General features: G+C 33.1%; 13 protein-coding genes. 5 read left to right on the plus strand and 8 right to left on the minus strand.

The window, feature by feature from the left end:
- The first annotated feature begins 105 nt into the window (after positions 1-105).
- The 3 genes from BMY96_RS04080 (at position 106) to BMY96_RS04090 (ending at position 2,011) form a co-directional block, all read left to right on the plus strand.
- Complete coding sequence (locus tag BMY96_RS04080) at positions 106-540, plus strand: RpiB/LacA/LacB family sugar-phosphate isomerase (RefSeq protein WP_092849432.1); 435 nt, start codon at positions 106-108, stop codon at positions 538-540.
- Positions 541-1,458: a cation diffusion facilitator family transporter gene (locus BMY96_RS04085; RefSeq protein ID WP_092849435.1), complete on the plus strand. Its 918-nt coding sequence runs from the start codon at positions 541-543 to the stop codon at positions 1,456-1,458.
- Positions 1,459-1,567: 109 nt separating this feature from the next.
- Entirely contained in the window at positions 1,568-2,011 is a 444-nt protein-coding gene (locus BMY96_RS04090) for a GNAT family N-acetyltransferase (protein ID WP_092849437.1), read from the plus strand.
- A gap of 4 nt (positions 2,012-2,015) precedes the next feature.
- On the opposite strand, the gene BMY96_RS04095 is transcribed toward BMY96_RS04090, so the two are convergent.
- From BMY96_RS04095 to BMY96_RS04130, 8 genes are all read right to left on the minus strand, one after another.
- Positions 2,016-3,371 (minus strand): T9SS type B sorting domain-containing protein, encoded by a 1,356-nt coding sequence (locus BMY96_RS04095; protein ID WP_092849440.1) that lies wholly within the window; start codon positions 3,369-3,371, stop codon positions 2,016-2,018.
- A gap of 6 nt (positions 3,372-3,377) precedes the next feature.
- A complete protein-coding gene (locus BMY96_RS04100; RefSeq protein ID WP_092849443.1) occupies positions 3,378-4,241 on the minus strand; it encodes an OmpA family protein in 864 nt (287 codons plus the stop codon).
- A 99-nt stretch (positions 4,242-4,340) separates the two neighbouring features.
- Positions 4,341-5,975 carry a S41 family peptidase gene (locus BMY96_RS04105; protein ID WP_092849446.1) on the minus strand — a complete coding sequence of 545 codons (1,635 nt, stop codon included), beginning with the start codon at positions 5,973-5,975 and terminating at the stop codon, positions 4,341-4,343.
- 6 nt (positions 5,976-5,981) lie between these two features.
- Complete coding sequence (rnpA, locus tag BMY96_RS04110) at positions 5,982-6,359, minus strand: ribonuclease P protein component (RefSeq protein WP_092849873.1); 378 nt, start codon at positions 6,357-6,359, stop codon at positions 5,982-5,984.
- A gap of 89 nt (positions 6,360-6,448) precedes the next feature.
- The gene (locus BMY96_RS04115; RefSeq protein WP_092849449.1) at positions 6,449-7,354 is read right to left on the minus strand and encodes a LolA-like protein; all 906 of its coding nucleotides are present in this window, start codon (positions 7,352-7,354) and stop codon (positions 6,449-6,451) included.
- Between the two features lie 300 nt (positions 7,355-7,654).
- Entirely contained in the window at positions 7,655-9,460 is a 1,806-nt protein-coding gene (locus tag BMY96_RS04120) for a M1 family metallopeptidase (RefSeq protein WP_092849452.1), read from the minus strand.
- Positions 9,461-9,533: 73 nt separating this feature from the next.
- The gene (locus BMY96_RS04125) at positions 9,534-11,141 is read right to left on the minus strand and encodes a S8 family peptidase (protein ID WP_092849454.1); all 1,608 of its coding nucleotides are present in this window, start codon (positions 11,139-11,141) and stop codon (positions 9,534-9,536) included.
- Positions 11,142-11,169: 28 nt separating this feature from the next.
- A complete protein-coding gene (locus BMY96_RS04130; RefSeq protein ID WP_092849457.1) occupies positions 11,170-12,030 on the minus strand; it encodes an MBL fold metallo-hydrolase in 861 nt (286 codons plus the stop codon).
- A gap of 644 nt (positions 12,031-12,674) precedes the next feature.
- Here BMY96_RS04130 and BMY96_RS04140 point away from each other — a divergent pair.
- Both BMY96_RS04140 and BMY96_RS04145 read left to right on the plus strand, forming a co-directional pair.
- Positions 12,675-15,032 carry a TonB-dependent receptor gene (locus BMY96_RS04140; RefSeq protein WP_092849463.1) on the plus strand — a complete coding sequence of 786 codons (2,358 nt, stop codon included), beginning with the start codon at positions 12,675-12,677 and terminating at the stop codon, positions 15,030-15,032.
- 75 nt (positions 15,033-15,107) lie between these two features.
- On the plus strand, positions 15,108-16,355 hold the full coding sequence (locus BMY96_RS04145; protein ID WP_092849465.1) for a PepSY-associated TM helix domain-containing protein: 1,248 nt from the start codon (positions 15,108-15,110) through the stop codon (positions 16,353-16,355).
- The last annotated feature ends 118 nt before the right edge of the window (positions 16,356-16,473 follow it).

The raw sequence follows: 16,473 nt of genomic DNA on the forward strand, positions 1-16,473 counted from the left end.
TTAATTAGTAAATGTAACTTGTTTATATAACACAGGTTAAGTAAATAGATAATCTAAATCCATAATTTACTACCTTTGTACGTATAAAAATCAATATACATTATAATGACTATTTCTATAGGAAACGACCACGCAGGTACGGATTATAAATTTGCAATAATAGAACTTTTAAAAACTAAAGGTTACAACGTAATTAACCATGGCACCGATGTTTTTGATAGTGTAGATTACGCAGATTTTGTACACCCAGTTGCTAACGATGTTGAAAGTAACAAAGCAGATTTTGGTATTTTAATTTGTGGAAGTGCAAATGGTGTAGCTATGACGGCTAATAAACACCAAAAAATTCGTGCTGGTATTTGTTGGACAAACGAAATAGTAGAATTAATAAGACAACACAATAATGCTAACATATTATGTATTCCTGCTAGGTTTACAGCTATACCTCAAACCTTAAAAATGGTAGAAACTTTTTTAAGTACTGAATTTGAAGGCGGCAGACACCAAAACAGAATAGATAAAATTCCGTTGTCTTGTTAAATGGAGCACCATCATGCTCATAATCACGCGCATGTTCATAGCGACTTAAAAGGTCGTAACCTTCTTATATCTATTTTTTTAAATATTATTATTACTGCAGCTCAGGTTGTTGGTGGTTTAATTTCTGGAAGTTTAGCTTTATTAAGTGATGCATTGCATAATTTTAGCGATGTTATTTCATTAATTATTAGTTATGTAGCCAATAATTTAACTAAAAAAAAGGCCTCTTTTCAAAAAACTTTCGGGTATAAACGTGCCGAAATTTTAGCCGCTTTTATTAATGCAGCCACTTTAATTGTAGTAGCTATTTTATTAATTATTGAAGCCGTAAAACGATTTCAAGATCCTCAAAAAATTGAATCTGGTTTAGTAATATGGTTGTCTTTAGTGGCTATTTTAGGGAACGGTTTTAGTGTGCTTTTACTTAAAAAAGATGCGCATACTAACATGAACATGAAAAGTGCTTATTTGCATTTATTAACAGATATGATGGCTAGTGTAGCTGTTTTAATTGGCGGCCTTTTAATGAAGTATTATCAGCTATTTTGGGTAGATAGTGTATTAACCTTTGCAATAGCAATTTACTTAGTTTGGATGGGATTTAATTTATTAAAAGATTCTACCAAAGTATTAATGTTGTTTACACCAGATACTATTCCTATAAAACAAATTGTTGAAGAAATTAATGCTTTTGAAACTGTTAAAAGTATACATCATGTGCATGTTTGGCAACTTAATGAAGACGAGGTTCATTTAGAAGCTCATATCGATTTTAATCAAGATATTACCCTATCTCAATTTGATACTATTTTACATCAAATAGAAGATTTGGTATTCGATAAATACGATATTAATCATGTAAATATTCAACCAGAATTTGGTAAAAATGATGCCAAGGATATTATTGTTCAAGATTAAGTTCCTGCGAAGGCAGGAATCTGCTTTTTTTTTTTTTAAAATTATAGATTAACCCTCAATTATAATGATTTCTACGACTTGTTACCAAAGTCTTTAATAACCGATTATCATGTTAAATATTAAAGTAAAATCTTTTAATGAACTTACCACACTCGAGTTGTATTACTTATTACAATTACGAAGTGAAGTATTTGTAGTAGAACAAGATTGCGTTTACCAAGATATTGATGGAAAAGACCAAAAATCGCTTCATGTACTTGGTATTAAGAACGAAAAAATTGTAGCTTATACTCGAATTTTTAAACCTGGCGATTACTTTGAATTAGCCAGTATTGGTAGGGTAGTGGTGGCTAAAAATGAAAGAGAGTATAAATATGGTTACGATATTATGAACGCTTCCGCGGAAGCGATAAAAACTTATTTTAATGAAACCACTATTAAAATATCGGCACAAGTATATTTATTAAAATTCTATAATAATTTAGGATTTAAAGAAACAGGCGAGGAGTATTTGGAAGACAATATACCTCATATAGCGATGATAAAAGGCTGATTTTCTAACGTTTTAAAGTAAAATAGCCGCGTAACACTTCTTTAGAGTTTAAAATAATCTCGTACCAATAGCTATCACTATTTAAAATTTGACCGTTATAGGTACCATCCCATCCTGCAGTTGTATTAGGTAAAAATTTTAATAATTTTCCGTATCGGTTATAAATGGATATGTTATTAACTAGGTTTAAACGATCGTAAACTTGCCAAACATCGTTTATACCATCATTATTGGGTGTAAAGTATTTAGGAATAAAGTAATCTTCATTATTTATAATTACAGAAAAACTAGTTTGATTGCTATAGCAAGACGTTTGGTTGTATATAAAAATAGTTTGGGTACTGTTAATAATACTTCCTGCATTTAAGGCTGTTCCCATACCATTAGGTTCGGTATAGTAATTTCCATTATTTAGTGTTGGTAAGGTATAACTTGTTCCAAAAACTGTATCTAAACTATCAACAGGAATAAAATCGCTGCAAGCTTCATTAGAATTTACATAATTAGCAAAATTTACAGGTTGCCAAGTGGTATGGTCGGCATCAGGATTATCTACCACAACACAATTTAAATCCGGATTAAATTCAAAATTAATGGACGTCATGTTTGTGTTATTCCTGTTATTTAAATTTAAACTGCAAAGCGTATTATTACTACAATCTATTTCGGTTAAATTAAAATTATTAGAAATATTTAAAGCCGAAATTGCATTTTCAAAACATAGTAATGTGGTTAATTTACTGTTATTTTCAACGTTTAAAGTCATTATATTATTCTGCTGGCACGATAAATACGATAAGTTTGTATTGATACTAACATCTAAACTAGTTAAGTTATTACTACCACATTGCAATCTGCTTAAACCCGTATTATTTGAAACATTTAAAGTGGATAAATTGTTACGTTCGCAAATCAATACATTTAAGTTAATGTTGTTTAAAGTATCTAAATTTGTTAGCAGATTATCTTCGCAGCGTAAAGAAATTAAATTTGGGTTTTGCGAAACATTAAGAGTAGATAGTTGGTTATTAAAACACCATAAAATTTGTAAATTAGTATTCGAGCTAACATCAATACTTGTTAATTGATTATTTTGAACAAAGAGTTGATTTAAGCTAGTAAAATCTTCAATACCGGTAAGATTGGAAATCATTAAGCCCGTGGTATCAAAACTTAAATCTAAGCTTGTTACAAAGGTTATGTTAGAAGTTGGTACATAATCATCTAAAGGACCAGAATCTAAGCCTAAATCGATTAAAACTTGTTCAAAATTATCATCTGGAATGAATGTGTTTTGAGAAAGGCAGCAAAAGGAAACCAAATAGAAACTAATTACAAAAAATATAGTTTTGGAGCCCATGTAAATTTAGTTGCTAGGTTTATTTACGTAGGTAATAAGAATTTCAACGCGTCTATCTAATTCTGGATCGCCACCAAGAGGAAACTTTCGGCGTAAGCCTATGTGTCTCATACGTTTTTTATCTATACCTTTTTTAGCAAAATAGTCGTAAACGTATTTGGCACGAGCTGCCGATAAATCTCTTTTTTTAGTTTGTCTATTTACAGCATCTCTACTATACTGCGTGCAACATACATGCCCTTGTATGGTAAAGTAAATATCTTCGCGTTCTAAAAGCGCATTGGCAATGGAGTCTAATATTTTTTTTGAACTTGGTGTAACCGAAGCATAACCTGTTTTAAATAAAATATTTTTAAATAAAATTTTATCGCCTTTATTACCTTCTTTTATAAGATCTTCAATACCTTTTTCTTTTTTAGGTTTTGGCGTGCTATCCACAACCTTTTTAACCACTGGTTTTGGTACTTTAGGTTTTACTATAATTTCTACTTTACGGTTTAAACCTCTTATTTTTAAAAGGTTTTCTTCCTCAACTATTTTTAAAAGTATTTCGCCTTTACCATCTACATTGGATATTAAATCTTCGCTAATTTCGTTATTTGCAAAAATAGCTTTAATGGCGTCTGCACGCTGTTGCGAGAGTAATAAGTTGTACGTGTCTGCACCTCTATCATCGCAAAACCCAAATATTGAAATAGATTCTATATCTATATCATTTAAGGTAGAAATGAATAATAATAAACGATTTTCTTCGGTGTTTGGAACCTCAAATTTATCGGTATTAAAATATACTTCGTGCGTTAGTTCTTTTTGAGAAAAAGAAAATATACTACATAAAGTAAAACATATTAATACAAATAATTTAGTCATATAGAGGTTTAAAATAGGGGATAAATATACTATTTTTAATCTAAAATCATGCCAGAAGTCAACATGTATGCGGTTTTTCGTAAATAAACGCTTTGGTTTTTATTTTAAATAACCGTGATATGTTGTTGGGTTGGCAAGTATATTTGTAGCTTTTTTTATTTCGTTATCATGTATTTCTAAATATTCATACAAACCTTCTCTGTACACATATTGTTTAACAATATCTTTAGTTAACAACTCTAATAAATAATCTTTATTCTCATCTATAATATTAGTTTTCGATGAATTTAAATTAGAAACTAATGTTTTGTAATCGTGGTCTATATTATCGTTTAATTCTTCTTTTTGCGCTATTTCATAGGCTTTTTTAAGGGCTTTTTCGGTATCGGTTTCAAACGAAAAATTATTAGTTTTTAAGTAGTTTTTAAAATCTAAAAAATCGGAATCGCTTAGTTTTAAACTGTTTATATCGCTAATATTATGACTGTAATGGTATTTTGTAGCGTAGTCGAAAATTAAATTATTATTAACAATGGCAGTTGTAATTGGCGATATTTTATACGATCCAACTTGGGCATCCGGGAAAACACCACCACCATCAAATACTTGTCTGCCATTTTTAGTTTTAAAGGCATTATAGTTTTCTTGTTTTACTTTAACGGCTTCACCTTTTTCATTTCTATTCCAATAATCTAGAGCTTGAATGCAACGTCCAGAAGGCGTGTAATATCTAGAAATGGTTATTTTAACTTGTGTACCGTACGTTAATATTTTAGGGCGTTGTACTAAACCTTTTCCAAAACTGCGTGATCCAACAATAACCGCTCTGTCTAAATCTTGAAGCGCTCCAGATACAATCTCGCTAGCCGATGCACTTTTACCATCAATTAAAATAACAAGCGGAATTTCGGTATCTATAGGTTCGTCTGTTGTAAGATAGGTACGATTGTATTTTTTTACTTTGGATTTTGTAGTTACTACCAATTGATTTTTTGGCACAAAAAGGTTTACAATTTTTATAGCTTCTCTTAGCAATCCACCAGGATTACCACGTAAATCTAAAACGATATTTTCGGCACCTTGAGCTTTTAAATCGCGTAACGCATAATTAGTTTCGGCATGCGCTTTTTTATTGAATTTACTTAAAACAATATAACCTGTTTTATCGTTAATCATAGAGAAGTGAGGTACTGCTTTTATCTCTACTTCGGCACGTTTTATGGTGGCTGTTTGAGTTTTTCCTTGGCGTTTAAAAACCACTTCTACCGAGGAATCTGGAGCACCTTTAAGTAAATCGCCAGGGTAATCCTCATAACCTTCAATTAATGTATTACCAACTTTAATAATTTCGTCTCCAGCTTTTAAACCCGCTTTATCTGCTGGGTAACCTTTGTAGGGCTCAATTATAATTAATTTATCTTTTTTAGTTTGTATTTTGGCACCAATACCTGTATAATCGCCGGTATTGTTAATTCTGGCAGCCTCAACATCTTGCTCGTTCAAAAAATTGGTATACGGATCTAAATCTGCAAGCATACTTTTTATGGCGGTATCCATTAAATCGCCAGGGTTAGTTTCGTCCACATAATTCATATTTAATTCCTTAAATAATGTGGTGAAAATCTCTATTTGTTTGGCGATTTCAAAAAAATCGTTTTTAAAAGCAGTAGTTGAAATAAACAGAACACCTGCTAGTATGGGAATTATAATTCTCTTTTTTAAAATGTTTTTCATGTTCGATTATTTTTCTGAAATTTTGCTTGAAAACTTCTCAAATAAAATTTTCATTTTAGTTTCAACGACATCTAAAGTAGGCTTATCTTTTCCAATATACAAAATCATAAACGCATGCTGCGTTGTTAAATTGTTAAAAAAGATTGATTTATTAAGCCGGTAAGCTTCTCTTAACAGACGTTTTATTCTATTTCTGTCTACTGCAGTTTTAAAGTTACGCTTACTAACCGAAACACCTGTTTTAGCTATTAAATCCTCGTTAAAAGTAGTTCCTAAATACACCAAGCGCAATGGGTAGGCCGAAACCGATTTCCCTTCAGTAAATAACTGGTCTATCAATTTTTTACTTTTAAGTTTTTCTTTATTACCGTAAGTGTAGTTCAATAGGTTTGTTTTATTTGCCAAAGGTAATAAAATATAAAAACCACTTAGTTACTAAGTGGTTTTTGAAAATTATATTTTTTGTGAACGGTTTACTCGATAACAGCAGCGCCATTTGGCATATTAAAATAAGCGTTTTCAAGTTCTGGTTTAAACGAAATATTATCTACCGTAATGGTTGTAATGTGCTCACCGGCTGTTTCATTTTTTGTTAACCAATGCGTATGATATGCCGTTGGAAACTCGATACCATTAACGGTTTGATAACCTTGTATTTCCATAAATTTTTCTGGAGAATGTTTCATTTTACCATCTTTAAAATATTCTGGGTAAGACACGATGTAACGTATAACTGCTAATTTATGTGTTGTTTTGCTAAAATAGAGGATATAATAGTCGTCTGGAGCATCGCCTGTACCTGGAGAAAATGTGACTTTAACAACATTAAAAGTTTCATCTTTATGGGTTTTATCTTCTAGTTTTTTAAAGTTTACACCTTCGCCATCAAAAACAAAAGGTTGCGATAAAAAGTAATGTGGCGTTAAGGCCCAGAAACGCATATCGAAAGGAAATGCCAAAGAGTCTTTTGTTTTTTTCCATGCTTTTTCACCGGTCCATCCAAACTCATTGGTTGGGTCTGTAAGGCTTTGGTGGCGCGCTTTATTACTCCAAGTATCGATGGTTTGATGGGTATTACGACGTGTTTTACCATCTAATGGTAAATAATCGAAATGAAATGATACTGGTCCATTACTGTACCAATTTTTAAGGCCACCATGTGCTTCCATGGCTTGCCAAATAATGTTTCCGGCTTCGGTACTTTGTAATTTTGTTTTTGCTTTTTCTACACGAGCATTAATCCAAGATTCTGGTTTTAAAGCTAAATCTTTTGTAGCAGTTTCAACGGTTGTTGTTTCGGTTTTGGCTTCTGTATTGTTTTTACAACTTGTAGCAAATATAGATGCGCTTAAGGTTAAAGTTAGTAGTATGTTTTTCATAATGTTTTCTTTTTGCGAAGTAACTATATTAATTTTTAAATTATGTTAATATAGTTTTAAATGCGGTGTACCGATTTCTTAAAGTTTTTAAACATTATCCATAAAAAAACCACTTTATTTTTAAGTAAAGTGGTTTTTTTAAGGTTTGGATACTAACAGCCTTTTAAGTTTAAAACTTTGCTAGCAAATAAGTGCGCTAGGGATTGCAGTGGAAAGCCCACAGCGCCCGAGTTTGTTTTTGAGGGTGCGAGGACTTGTAGCGGAAAGCCCGACCCTTGTGGTAGCGCCCAAATTATTGGTTTATTTTTTATTATTCTCCTTATCTATATCTGCCATTAATGCTTTTGGGTCTATTTGTACAGATTGTACTGGTTTTGCTGTTTGTAAGGTGTATGTTGGATACGCCCACGCCCAATCTTTAGCAATGGTTGCCGTGGTTGGTTTTTCGCCACGCATAATTTGTAAAGGAATGTAAAAATCTTCGGTTTTACCATCGGTGTAAGTAACAGTAAGGTCTAAAGGCATTGGCATAACCCCTATACGCTCTAGGGTAATGGCGTTACCGTCTATACTTTTTACGCCATAATCGATAGTATTTGTTGTTTGTGCAAAATCTATTAAATACCAATCGAGTTCTAGTCCCGATACTTTTTCGGCAGTTCTAATAATATCTAAAGGTTTTGGGTGTTTAAAAGCAAAGTCTGTGAAATATTTTTTAATGGTTTTTTTAAGGTTATCGTCGCCTATTACGTAGCCTAATTGCGACATAAACACGGCACCTTTACTGTAAGCAGAAATACCATAAGCTTGATTGTATGTGTAACGATCTGCATGTGTGGTAAGTGGTTGTTCTTTACCAGAGGTTGCTAAATATATATAACCTTTATAGGCATTTTCGACTGGGTTTGCTTTGCCTTCGTTAAAGATATCATTCATGGCCCAGTTACTGATATAGGTTGTAAAACCTTCGTCCATCCACTCGTGTTTAGCCTCGTTTGATGCTAATAGGAACTGAAACCATGTATGTGCCAACTCATGGGCTGTAACACCTGCCAAACTTCCAAAAATGCGTTGCCCAGTAATTAAAGTACACATAGCGTATTCCATTCCGCCATCGCCACCTTGAATTACCGAATATTGCTCGTAAGGATAGTTACCTATATGCTCTGAGAAATACTGCATCATTTCGACCGTTTTAGACTGTAATTTTTTCCAGTTTTCCTTGTGCTCTGCGCTTAATGTATTTTTATAATAGAAATTTAAAAGCGGACCATTAGGTACTTGCTTAGTATCATGAATGTAATCTGGATCTGCGGCCCAAGTAAAATCGTGTACGTTAGGTGCTTTAAAATGAAGTGTTTTTTTATTGCCTTCAACTTTTGGTTCTCCTTGTAAATAACCTGTTCCGCCTACAACGTAGTCTTTATTGATGGTTAATTTTACATCGTAATCGCCCCAAACGCCAATAAATTCGCGACCTATATAAGGATCGGCGTGCCAGCCTTCAAAATCGTATTCGGCTAATTTAGGGTACCATTGTGTCATGGAAAGCGCTACACCTTCTTTACTGTTTCTTCCAGAACGACGAATTTGAACTGGTACTTGTGCATCAAAAAGCATGTTAAAAGTTACGCTTTCTCCGGGTTGTATAGGTTTTGCTAAAGCGACTTCTAAAACAGTACCAACGGTTTGGTATTTTAAATCTACACCATTTTGTTTTAATGCGTTTACTTTAATATATCCAACTTCGTCTGGACTTAACTTGCTTATTCTGTCGCCAACTCTAGAGTCTGGATCTGCAATGGTTCTAGAACGTACATCCATTTCGCTTCCTGGTTGAAAGGCATTAAAATATAAATGATAAAACACTTTATCTAAAACGTCTGGAGAGTTGTTTGTGTAAACTAACTCTTGTTTTCCTTTGTATTGATAGTTGTTTACATCCATATCGATATCCATACTGTAGTCTACATGTTGTTGCCAATAACAAGATGTTGAGGTAGCCGGAGGCGTTGGTGTTGGTGGCGGAGATACAGCCATGGTTTTTTGACTACTACAAGACAGTAATAATGCGATACTTAGTGTGGAAAGGATATAACGATTCATAGACATGTGTATTAAAAAAGGTTGTTAAATGATGCTTTTACACCACAAAACAACCTTTATAATTTATAATTATTTATTTAGCTAATTTGGCTGCCATAATTAAAGCATTATAAGCATTTACCATTTTAGCAGATTTACTTAAATCGGCAAATGGACGGATATCTTCTGAGTTTCCTCCAACAATAACCTTAGTTTTAATGGCTAAACCAGAATCCATAATAATTTGTTTTACTTGAGCAGCGCTTAAACTAGGATATTGCGAACGAATTAATGCCGCTACACCCGCTACAGCAGGAGCAGCCATTGATGTTCCTCCTTTTGTTTGGTAATCGTTTTCTGGAGTTGTAGAGTATACGCTTGCTCCCGGAGCAAAAACATCTACATTTTGTTTTCCGTAGTTAGAAAAACCAGCAACCATAGACGATCCGTATTTTGGAGCCAAAGCACCAACTCTAATATACGTATTAGAAATCTCGTTATAGTTTACATTATCGTCTGGAAAGTTTGGTTCTGTATCTACATCTTTACTGTCGTTACCGGCAGCATGAACAAAAATGACATCTTTTTCTGAAGCGTAAGTTATAGCATCGCGTACCCAATCGCTATGCGTTGAAAAGCTTTTACCAAAACTACCATTAATAATAGAAGCACCATTATCTACAGCGTAACGAATGGCTAAGGCTACATCTTTATCGTACTCATCGCCGTTTGGTACAGCTCTAATACTCATAATCTCTACGTTATTAGCAACACCATTTGCGCCTTTACCATTGTTGCGTTCGGCAGCAATAATACCTGCTACGTGTGTACCATGACTTTCGGTTATTTTAACAGGTTTTACATTACCATTGCCGTAAAATTTAGTAGACATATCGTCTGGATTGTCTCCGTTAACACGCCCTTTAAAATCTTTATTTAGGTTATAGTTTAAACGATCGTTAATACTTTCTAAACTATTTTCAATTTCTTTTACGGCATCGGCCATAGAATCCATACCGTTATTTAGCATGTAATTTGCTATTTGTTGTGCTTGTGCTAAACTTTCGTTTTCAGGTTTTATAGCGGCAACTTCTTTTTTAGTATAGTCTTTTTTACCAAAGTGTTTCGTTAAAGTGGCATCTGCAGTTTGAATTTGCTGGTAAATTTGCTCGTACTGGGTTTTTCTACCTACCCAAGTTTCGTATTGGCTATCGTATTCTGCTTTAGCCGCAGCATAATCCGGATTACTAGTATCTCCACTAGCTAAAATTCTAACAAACTCTAATTGCTCGTTATAGCCATCTCCTAAAAAGTTCCAACCGTGCACATCATCAACATACCCATTGTTATCATCATCTTTTCCGTTGTTTGGAATTTCGTCTTTGTTGGTCCAAATAACATCGTTTAAATCTTCATGATCGATATCTATTCCACTATCAATAACAGCAACAATAACCTTGCTTCCTTTTTTATTTTTTATAATTTCAGCGTAAGCTTTATCAACACTCATTCCAGGAATGGTATCTTTTACCAAATCTAAATGGCCCCAATTATGCGCTTCGGCATCAGTAAGTGCAGATACTTTTAAAGGCGATGAATCGATGTTTTCAACAGGTGTTGACAATACAGGAGCGACACCGCCACAACCTGAAATTAAAACTGCTAGGAAAGCAGATTTTGCTATTAAATTAATTGTTTTCATTTTAATATATTGAATTAGTCATTTTGTTTTAATTAAAAATCTCCTCGCAGGTATGAAGCCCTTTTAAGCGCACACCATTTTCTGTGTTATGTACGGTTATAATTTCGTGGTGGGCGTCATGCTCTAAAAATAAATAGAAATTTTGCTCTGCCGCTATATTTAAAAAGTTTTCTTTTTCGTTTAAGGTTAATAGCGGTCTAGTATCATAACCCATAACGTAGGGTAGTGGTAAATGACCAACGGTTGGTAATAAATCGGCCATAAAGGCAATGGTTTTGTCTTTATATTTTATAAGCGGAATCATTTGCTTATCGGTATGTCCATCGGCAAAAAAGATATCGAAGCCTAGAGCTGAGTTTTTAAGTAAGTTATCTTCTGGAAGTGCTGTGAATTTTAATTGTCCACTTTCTTCCATAGGCATAATATTTTCTTTTAAAAAGGATGCCCTTTCGCGTCTATTAGGCTCGGTTGCCCATTTCCAATGGTCTTTATTACTCCAAAAATGTGCGTTTTTAAAAGCGGGTTCGTAGCCGGTTCTGTCTTTGTTCCATTGTATACTGCCACCACAATGATCAAAATGTAAATGCGTCATAAACACATCGGTAATATCATCGCGATTAAAACCTGCGGCTTTTAATGAGGCATCTAAATTATAATCGCCCCAAGGATGATAATAACTGTAAAATTTATCGGATTGCTTATCGCCCATACCATTATCAATTAAAATAAGGCGGTTGCCGTCTTCAATTAATAAGCAGCGCGTTGCAATATCTATCATGTTATTAGCATCTGCAGGATTGGATCTGTTCCATAATACTTTAGGCACAACACCAAACATAGCACCGCCATCGAGCTTTAGGTTTCCGGCATTTATAGGATATAATTTCATAGGGATGTAAAATTAAGAAATCTATATTAAACACTTAAAAAGGTTAAGAGTTTATTAAGAATAAATATAAAAATAACTTTCTTTAGAAAATTTTAGTCTATTTTTGATTCCTGATTTGTAATTTTAAGTTTATTGAAAACTTTATTTTCTTATATTTTACTTTTTTCATTGGTGTTTAGACCCATGTATAATCTAGGTTATATAGCTTATTTTGAGTTGAATATAGATTATATAGTTGAAACCTATTGTGTTAACAAAGATAAACCAAAGTTACAGTGTAATGGTAAATGTCATTTAGCAACACAATTATCAAATAATATATCCGAAAAATCTAGTGGGAGTTCGTATTTAAATACACTTTTTGAAACGTTTGTTCCAGTTTATTTTCAAATAAATACAATTAATTTTACATTTCTTTCAAATACAATTAATTTTCAAAACAATTGGTATTATTCCAATATGTTAATGTCTTTCTATCAAGTAAAGCTTGATAAACCACCACAGGTTTAATCTTCTTTTTCGGGCTTACAAATTAATTTGTTTAGATAGTTATCTGAATGGGTTAACTAGTATATAAAATTACTTTAAAAAAAGATTCATCATAATATATGATGTTTTAAATTGTTAGAATAAATTACATATAAATGAATAAAATATTAATGCTTGCTATTAGCTTAGTAAGTGTATTTACATATGCGCAAAAAGCGCACAATGGACAAATAGTTGATGAAAAAAATAACCCATTGGTAGGCGCAACGATCCAATCTCAATCAAACTCTAATAATGCTGTTATTTCTAATACAGAAGGACGTTTTTCAATTACTTTAGATAACAATAAAACTGTAATTATAAAGTATATGGGTTTTATGAGTGTAGTACAGGAGTTAACTGTTTCAAATAACATTATAAAACTTATTAAAAATGATGAAATTTTAGAAGAAATAGTTATATCTGCCAGTAGAGAAAAGCAAAGACGTAAAGAGGTACCAGCTTCAATTTCGGTTATTTCTGCTAAAGATATTACAGAAACTAAAGCATTAGGTATTGATCAATTAGTAAATGATGTTTCGGGGGTTATTATGTCTACCTCTAGAGCGGCTAGTAACGAGCAGCATTTTATGTCAGTTCGTTCTCCCATATCTACAAAATCTTTGTTTTTATATGTAGAAGATGGTTTACCAATTAGACCAACAGCTGTATTTAACCACAACGCTTTGTTAGAAATGAACGATGTAGCTTTTAGTCGTGTAGAGGTTTTAAAAGGACCGGCATCAAGCATTTATGGAAGCGAAGCCATTGGCGGTAGCTTTAACTTTTTAACTAAAAACCCAACCCGAGATTTTACAGGAGGTGTGGGTTTTCAAACAAACGATTTGGGTTTAACACGCTATGATGTTGAGCTGTCTCAATACGCAGGCGATAATATTGGCTTTTATTTAGGTGTACAGTCTGTTAAAAGAGAAGACGGCCCTTTAGAGCATAGCGATTACGAAAAATTTGCATTGACTTTTAAAAACGTAAACCATTTATCGACGACTTTAAATTGGACGAACTTTTTTAATATTATTGATTACCGGTCTGATATGTCTGGATCTTTATCTGAAGCTGATTACACAGGTGGAAATTTTGAAAGTGACCAAACGTTTACAGAGCGTGTTGCGTTTGCATTTCGTTTTAGAAGTACATTAGATAAACGTTGGAATATGAATAATAAAACAACGCTTAATTTTGCCTTTAGAAAAAACGATATGGATCAAAATCCGTCTTTTCGTGTAATACAGGGAAGAGATAGAAATACGCGCCAGTTAACAGGTGCTGGAACAGGAGAAATTAATAGTAATGAATTTATAAGTTATGTGGGTTTGCTTCAACATAAAATAGATTTTGGTTTCGCAAATTCATCTTTAATTGTTGGCGCTTCCGCGGATTTTTCTCCGCAACGTTACCAAGCCGAAACTATTGATGTTATTGTAGATACTGCAACAGGGCAAAATATAGATTTTACTTTAAATGAAGGCGATTTTATACTTAATTATGATGCCGATATTTTTAATTATGCAGGGTATTTTCAATATGAAATAAATCCAACTGAAGCTTTAAAACTTACAGCAGCATTACGTTATGATGGCTTTAAGTACGATTACAATAATTTATCGCCTAATGTTGGCGGACCTTTAGATTCTAAAAACACTTATAATAATGTGTCTCCTAAATTAGGAGTAAACTATAATTTTTCAAAAAATGTAGGTGTCTTTGCAAACTATTCTAACGGATTTACACCACCGCAAACATCGTCTTTATATAGAAATAGTTTAGTAGGTGTAGGAGGAGAAGTTTTTGATTTAAAGCCAAGTAATTATAATAATTATGAAATAGGAACTTATTTTAGTTTGGCAAGTAAAATAACCGGAGATATTGCCTTTTATGTTTTAGATGGCGACGATACTTTAGTTACTTTAAGAGATGAGAACGATGAGTTTTTTAATGCTAATGCGGGTAAAACAAGATCTTATGGTATTGAATATGGTATAACATATAAGCCTATTGATGAGGTAACTATAAGTCATAATGGTACTTATGCTAAACACAGATATATAGAGTTTTCTACTAATGCGGGTAGTACATTATTTGATTTATCGGATACAGATAGAGAAACGGCACCATCATTATCAGGAAATTCAAAAATTATTTATAAGCCAAACTACGCAAAAGGCTTATTAGTAAGTTTAACACACGAATTGATTGGAGCGTATAATACAAGTTTTGAAAACCAAATTGATAATCAAGATGGTACATTTAGTACAGCTGCATATGACGGGCACAGCATATTTAATGCACTCGTTTCGTATAATTTCAAGCATTTTGAAGTTTGGGGACATGCCTTAAACCTTTTTGATGAGTTATATTCTACTAGAGCGAGTTATAATAGGTTTAGTAGTCAAAACACCTATACCATAGGTAACCCTAGAGCATTTCATTTTGGAATTAAATATAAGTTTTAACACAAAATAAAACAACCTTAAAAAAGACATTATTTTTTCAATTGTGCTTAATGTGGCAATTAAACTAACAACCTTATGAAAAATAAAAAACTAAATCAATGGCTTTGGAAATGGCATTTTATTGCAGGACTTATAAGTCTACCATTTGTTATTTTATTAGCAATTACTGGGGGCATTTATTTGTTTAAAGATAAATATGAAGCACCAAAACAAGCGCATATTAAAACGGTAAAAGTTGAAGGTAAAGCTATGTCTTTTGACGAGCAATGGCAATTAGCAAAACCTAACCTTCATAAACCACCTTATGCAATGGTTATTCCAATAGAAGAAAACCAAGCAACGGCATTTTCTTCTGGTATGTTTAGTCATAAAACCAGCGTTTTTGTAAACCCTTATAAAGCTAAGGTGTCTGGTAAAATTAGCCCAAAATATTCCGGTATGCATACAGTAAGGAAGCTCCACGGCGAATTACTTTTAGGTAAGTTTGGCACAAAAATAGTCGAGGGTATTGCCAGTTGGATGTTTGTTTTAATTATTACAGGAATTTATGTGTTTTGGCCAAATAAAAAAGAAGGCATCAAAGGTTTTTTCAAGATTCGTTTTAAAAAAGGAAAACGCATATTATTTAGAGATTTACACGCCGTTTTTGGCTTTTGGGTATCTATTTTATTGTTAATGACCTTGGCTGGAGGTATGCCGTGGACCGATGTTTTTGGCGGTAATTTTAAATGGTTGCAAGAGGTAACACAAACAGGGTTTCCAAAAACATGGAGCGCTAGAGGCGTACAGTCTAAAATAAAAGGCGAAGCCATTACCTTGGATGATATGGTTGCACTAGCAAAATCTATGCATTTAAAAGGCGAGGTAAGTATAGGTTTGCCTAGTAACCCAAAAGGAGTGTATAGCATTTATAACACAACCTTTAATTTGGGAGCGCAAAAGCGTTTTCATTTCGATCAATATTCAGGAGAACAGCTCGTGAGTCATAATTGGGAAGATGTTGGTGTTTTAATGCGAAGCCGTATGTGGTTTATGGCATTTCATCAAGGACAATTTGGACTTTGGAATTGGGCTTTAATGCTTTTTGTTGCTTTATTATTAGCTTTTGTAGCTATGGCGGGCTTAGTATCGTATTTAAAGCGTAAAGAGTCTGGTAAGTGGGGAACGCCAAAAGTACCAGTGTCGTTTAAAGCAGGTTATGGTATTGTAGCCATTATAGTTGTTTTAGGCATTGTTTTTCCTTTATTTGGAGGTAGTGTTTTGGTTATAACTTTGGTTGAGTTTATGAGAGAAAGGAAAAAAAGTAAAGGATTAACTATATAGAAATTATAAACCTACAAGATTTTATCATTTTGTAGGTTTGTATTTTTAATCGCAACCACCACATACGGTGCAGCCACTATCGCAAGAAGACCAACCTGATGAGTCGGAAGTATCAAAA

Origin of the sequence: Algibacter pectinivorans (assembly GCF_900112595.1) — a bacterium.
Lineage (GTDB): Bacteria > Bacteroidota > Bacteroidia > Flavobacteriales > Flavobacteriaceae > Algibacter_B > Algibacter_B pectinivorans.

Coding starts and splice junctions, on each gene's coding strand:
- BMY96_RS04080 (WP_092849432.1), top strand. CDS start 106: ATGACTATTTCTATAGGAAACGACCACGCAGGTACGGATTATAAATTT.
- BMY96_RS04085 (WP_092849435.1), top strand. CDS start 541: ATGGAGCACCATCATGCTCATAATCACGCGCATGTTCATAGCGACTTA.
- BMY96_RS04090 (WP_092849437.1), top strand. CDS start 1,568: ATGTTAAATATTAAAGTAAAATCTTTTAATGAACTTACCACACTCGAG.
- BMY96_RS04095 (WP_092849440.1), bottom strand. CDS start 3,371: ATGGGCTCCAAAACTATATTTTTTGTAATTAGTTTCTATTTGGTTTCC.
- BMY96_RS04100 (WP_092849443.1), bottom strand. CDS start 4,241: ATGACTAAATTATTTGTATTAATATGTTTTACTTTATGTAGTATATTT.
- BMY96_RS04105 (WP_092849446.1), bottom strand. CDS start 5,975: ATGAAAAACATTTTAAAAAAGAGAATTATAATTCCCATACTAGCAGGT.
- BMY96_RS04115 (WP_092849449.1), bottom strand. CDS start 7,354: ATGAAAAACATACTACTAACTTTAACCTTAAGCGCATCTATATTTGCT.
- BMY96_RS04120 (WP_092849452.1), bottom strand. CDS start 9,460: ATGAATCGTTATATCCTTTCCACACTAAGTATCGCATTATTACTGTCT.
- BMY96_RS04125 (WP_092849454.1), bottom strand. CDS start 11,141: ATGAAAACAATTAATTTAATAGCAAAATCTGCTTTCCTAGCAGTTTTA.
- BMY96_RS04130 (WP_092849457.1), bottom strand. CDS start 12,030: ATGAAATTATATCCTATAAATGCCGGAAACCTAAAGCTCGATGGCGGT.
- BMY96_RS04140 (WP_092849463.1), top strand. CDS start 12,675: ATGAATAAAATATTAATGCTTGCTATTAGCTTAGTAAGTGTATTTACA.
- BMY96_RS04145 (WP_092849465.1), top strand. CDS start 15,108: ATGAAAAATAAAAAACTAAATCAATGGCTTTGGAAATGGCATTTTATT.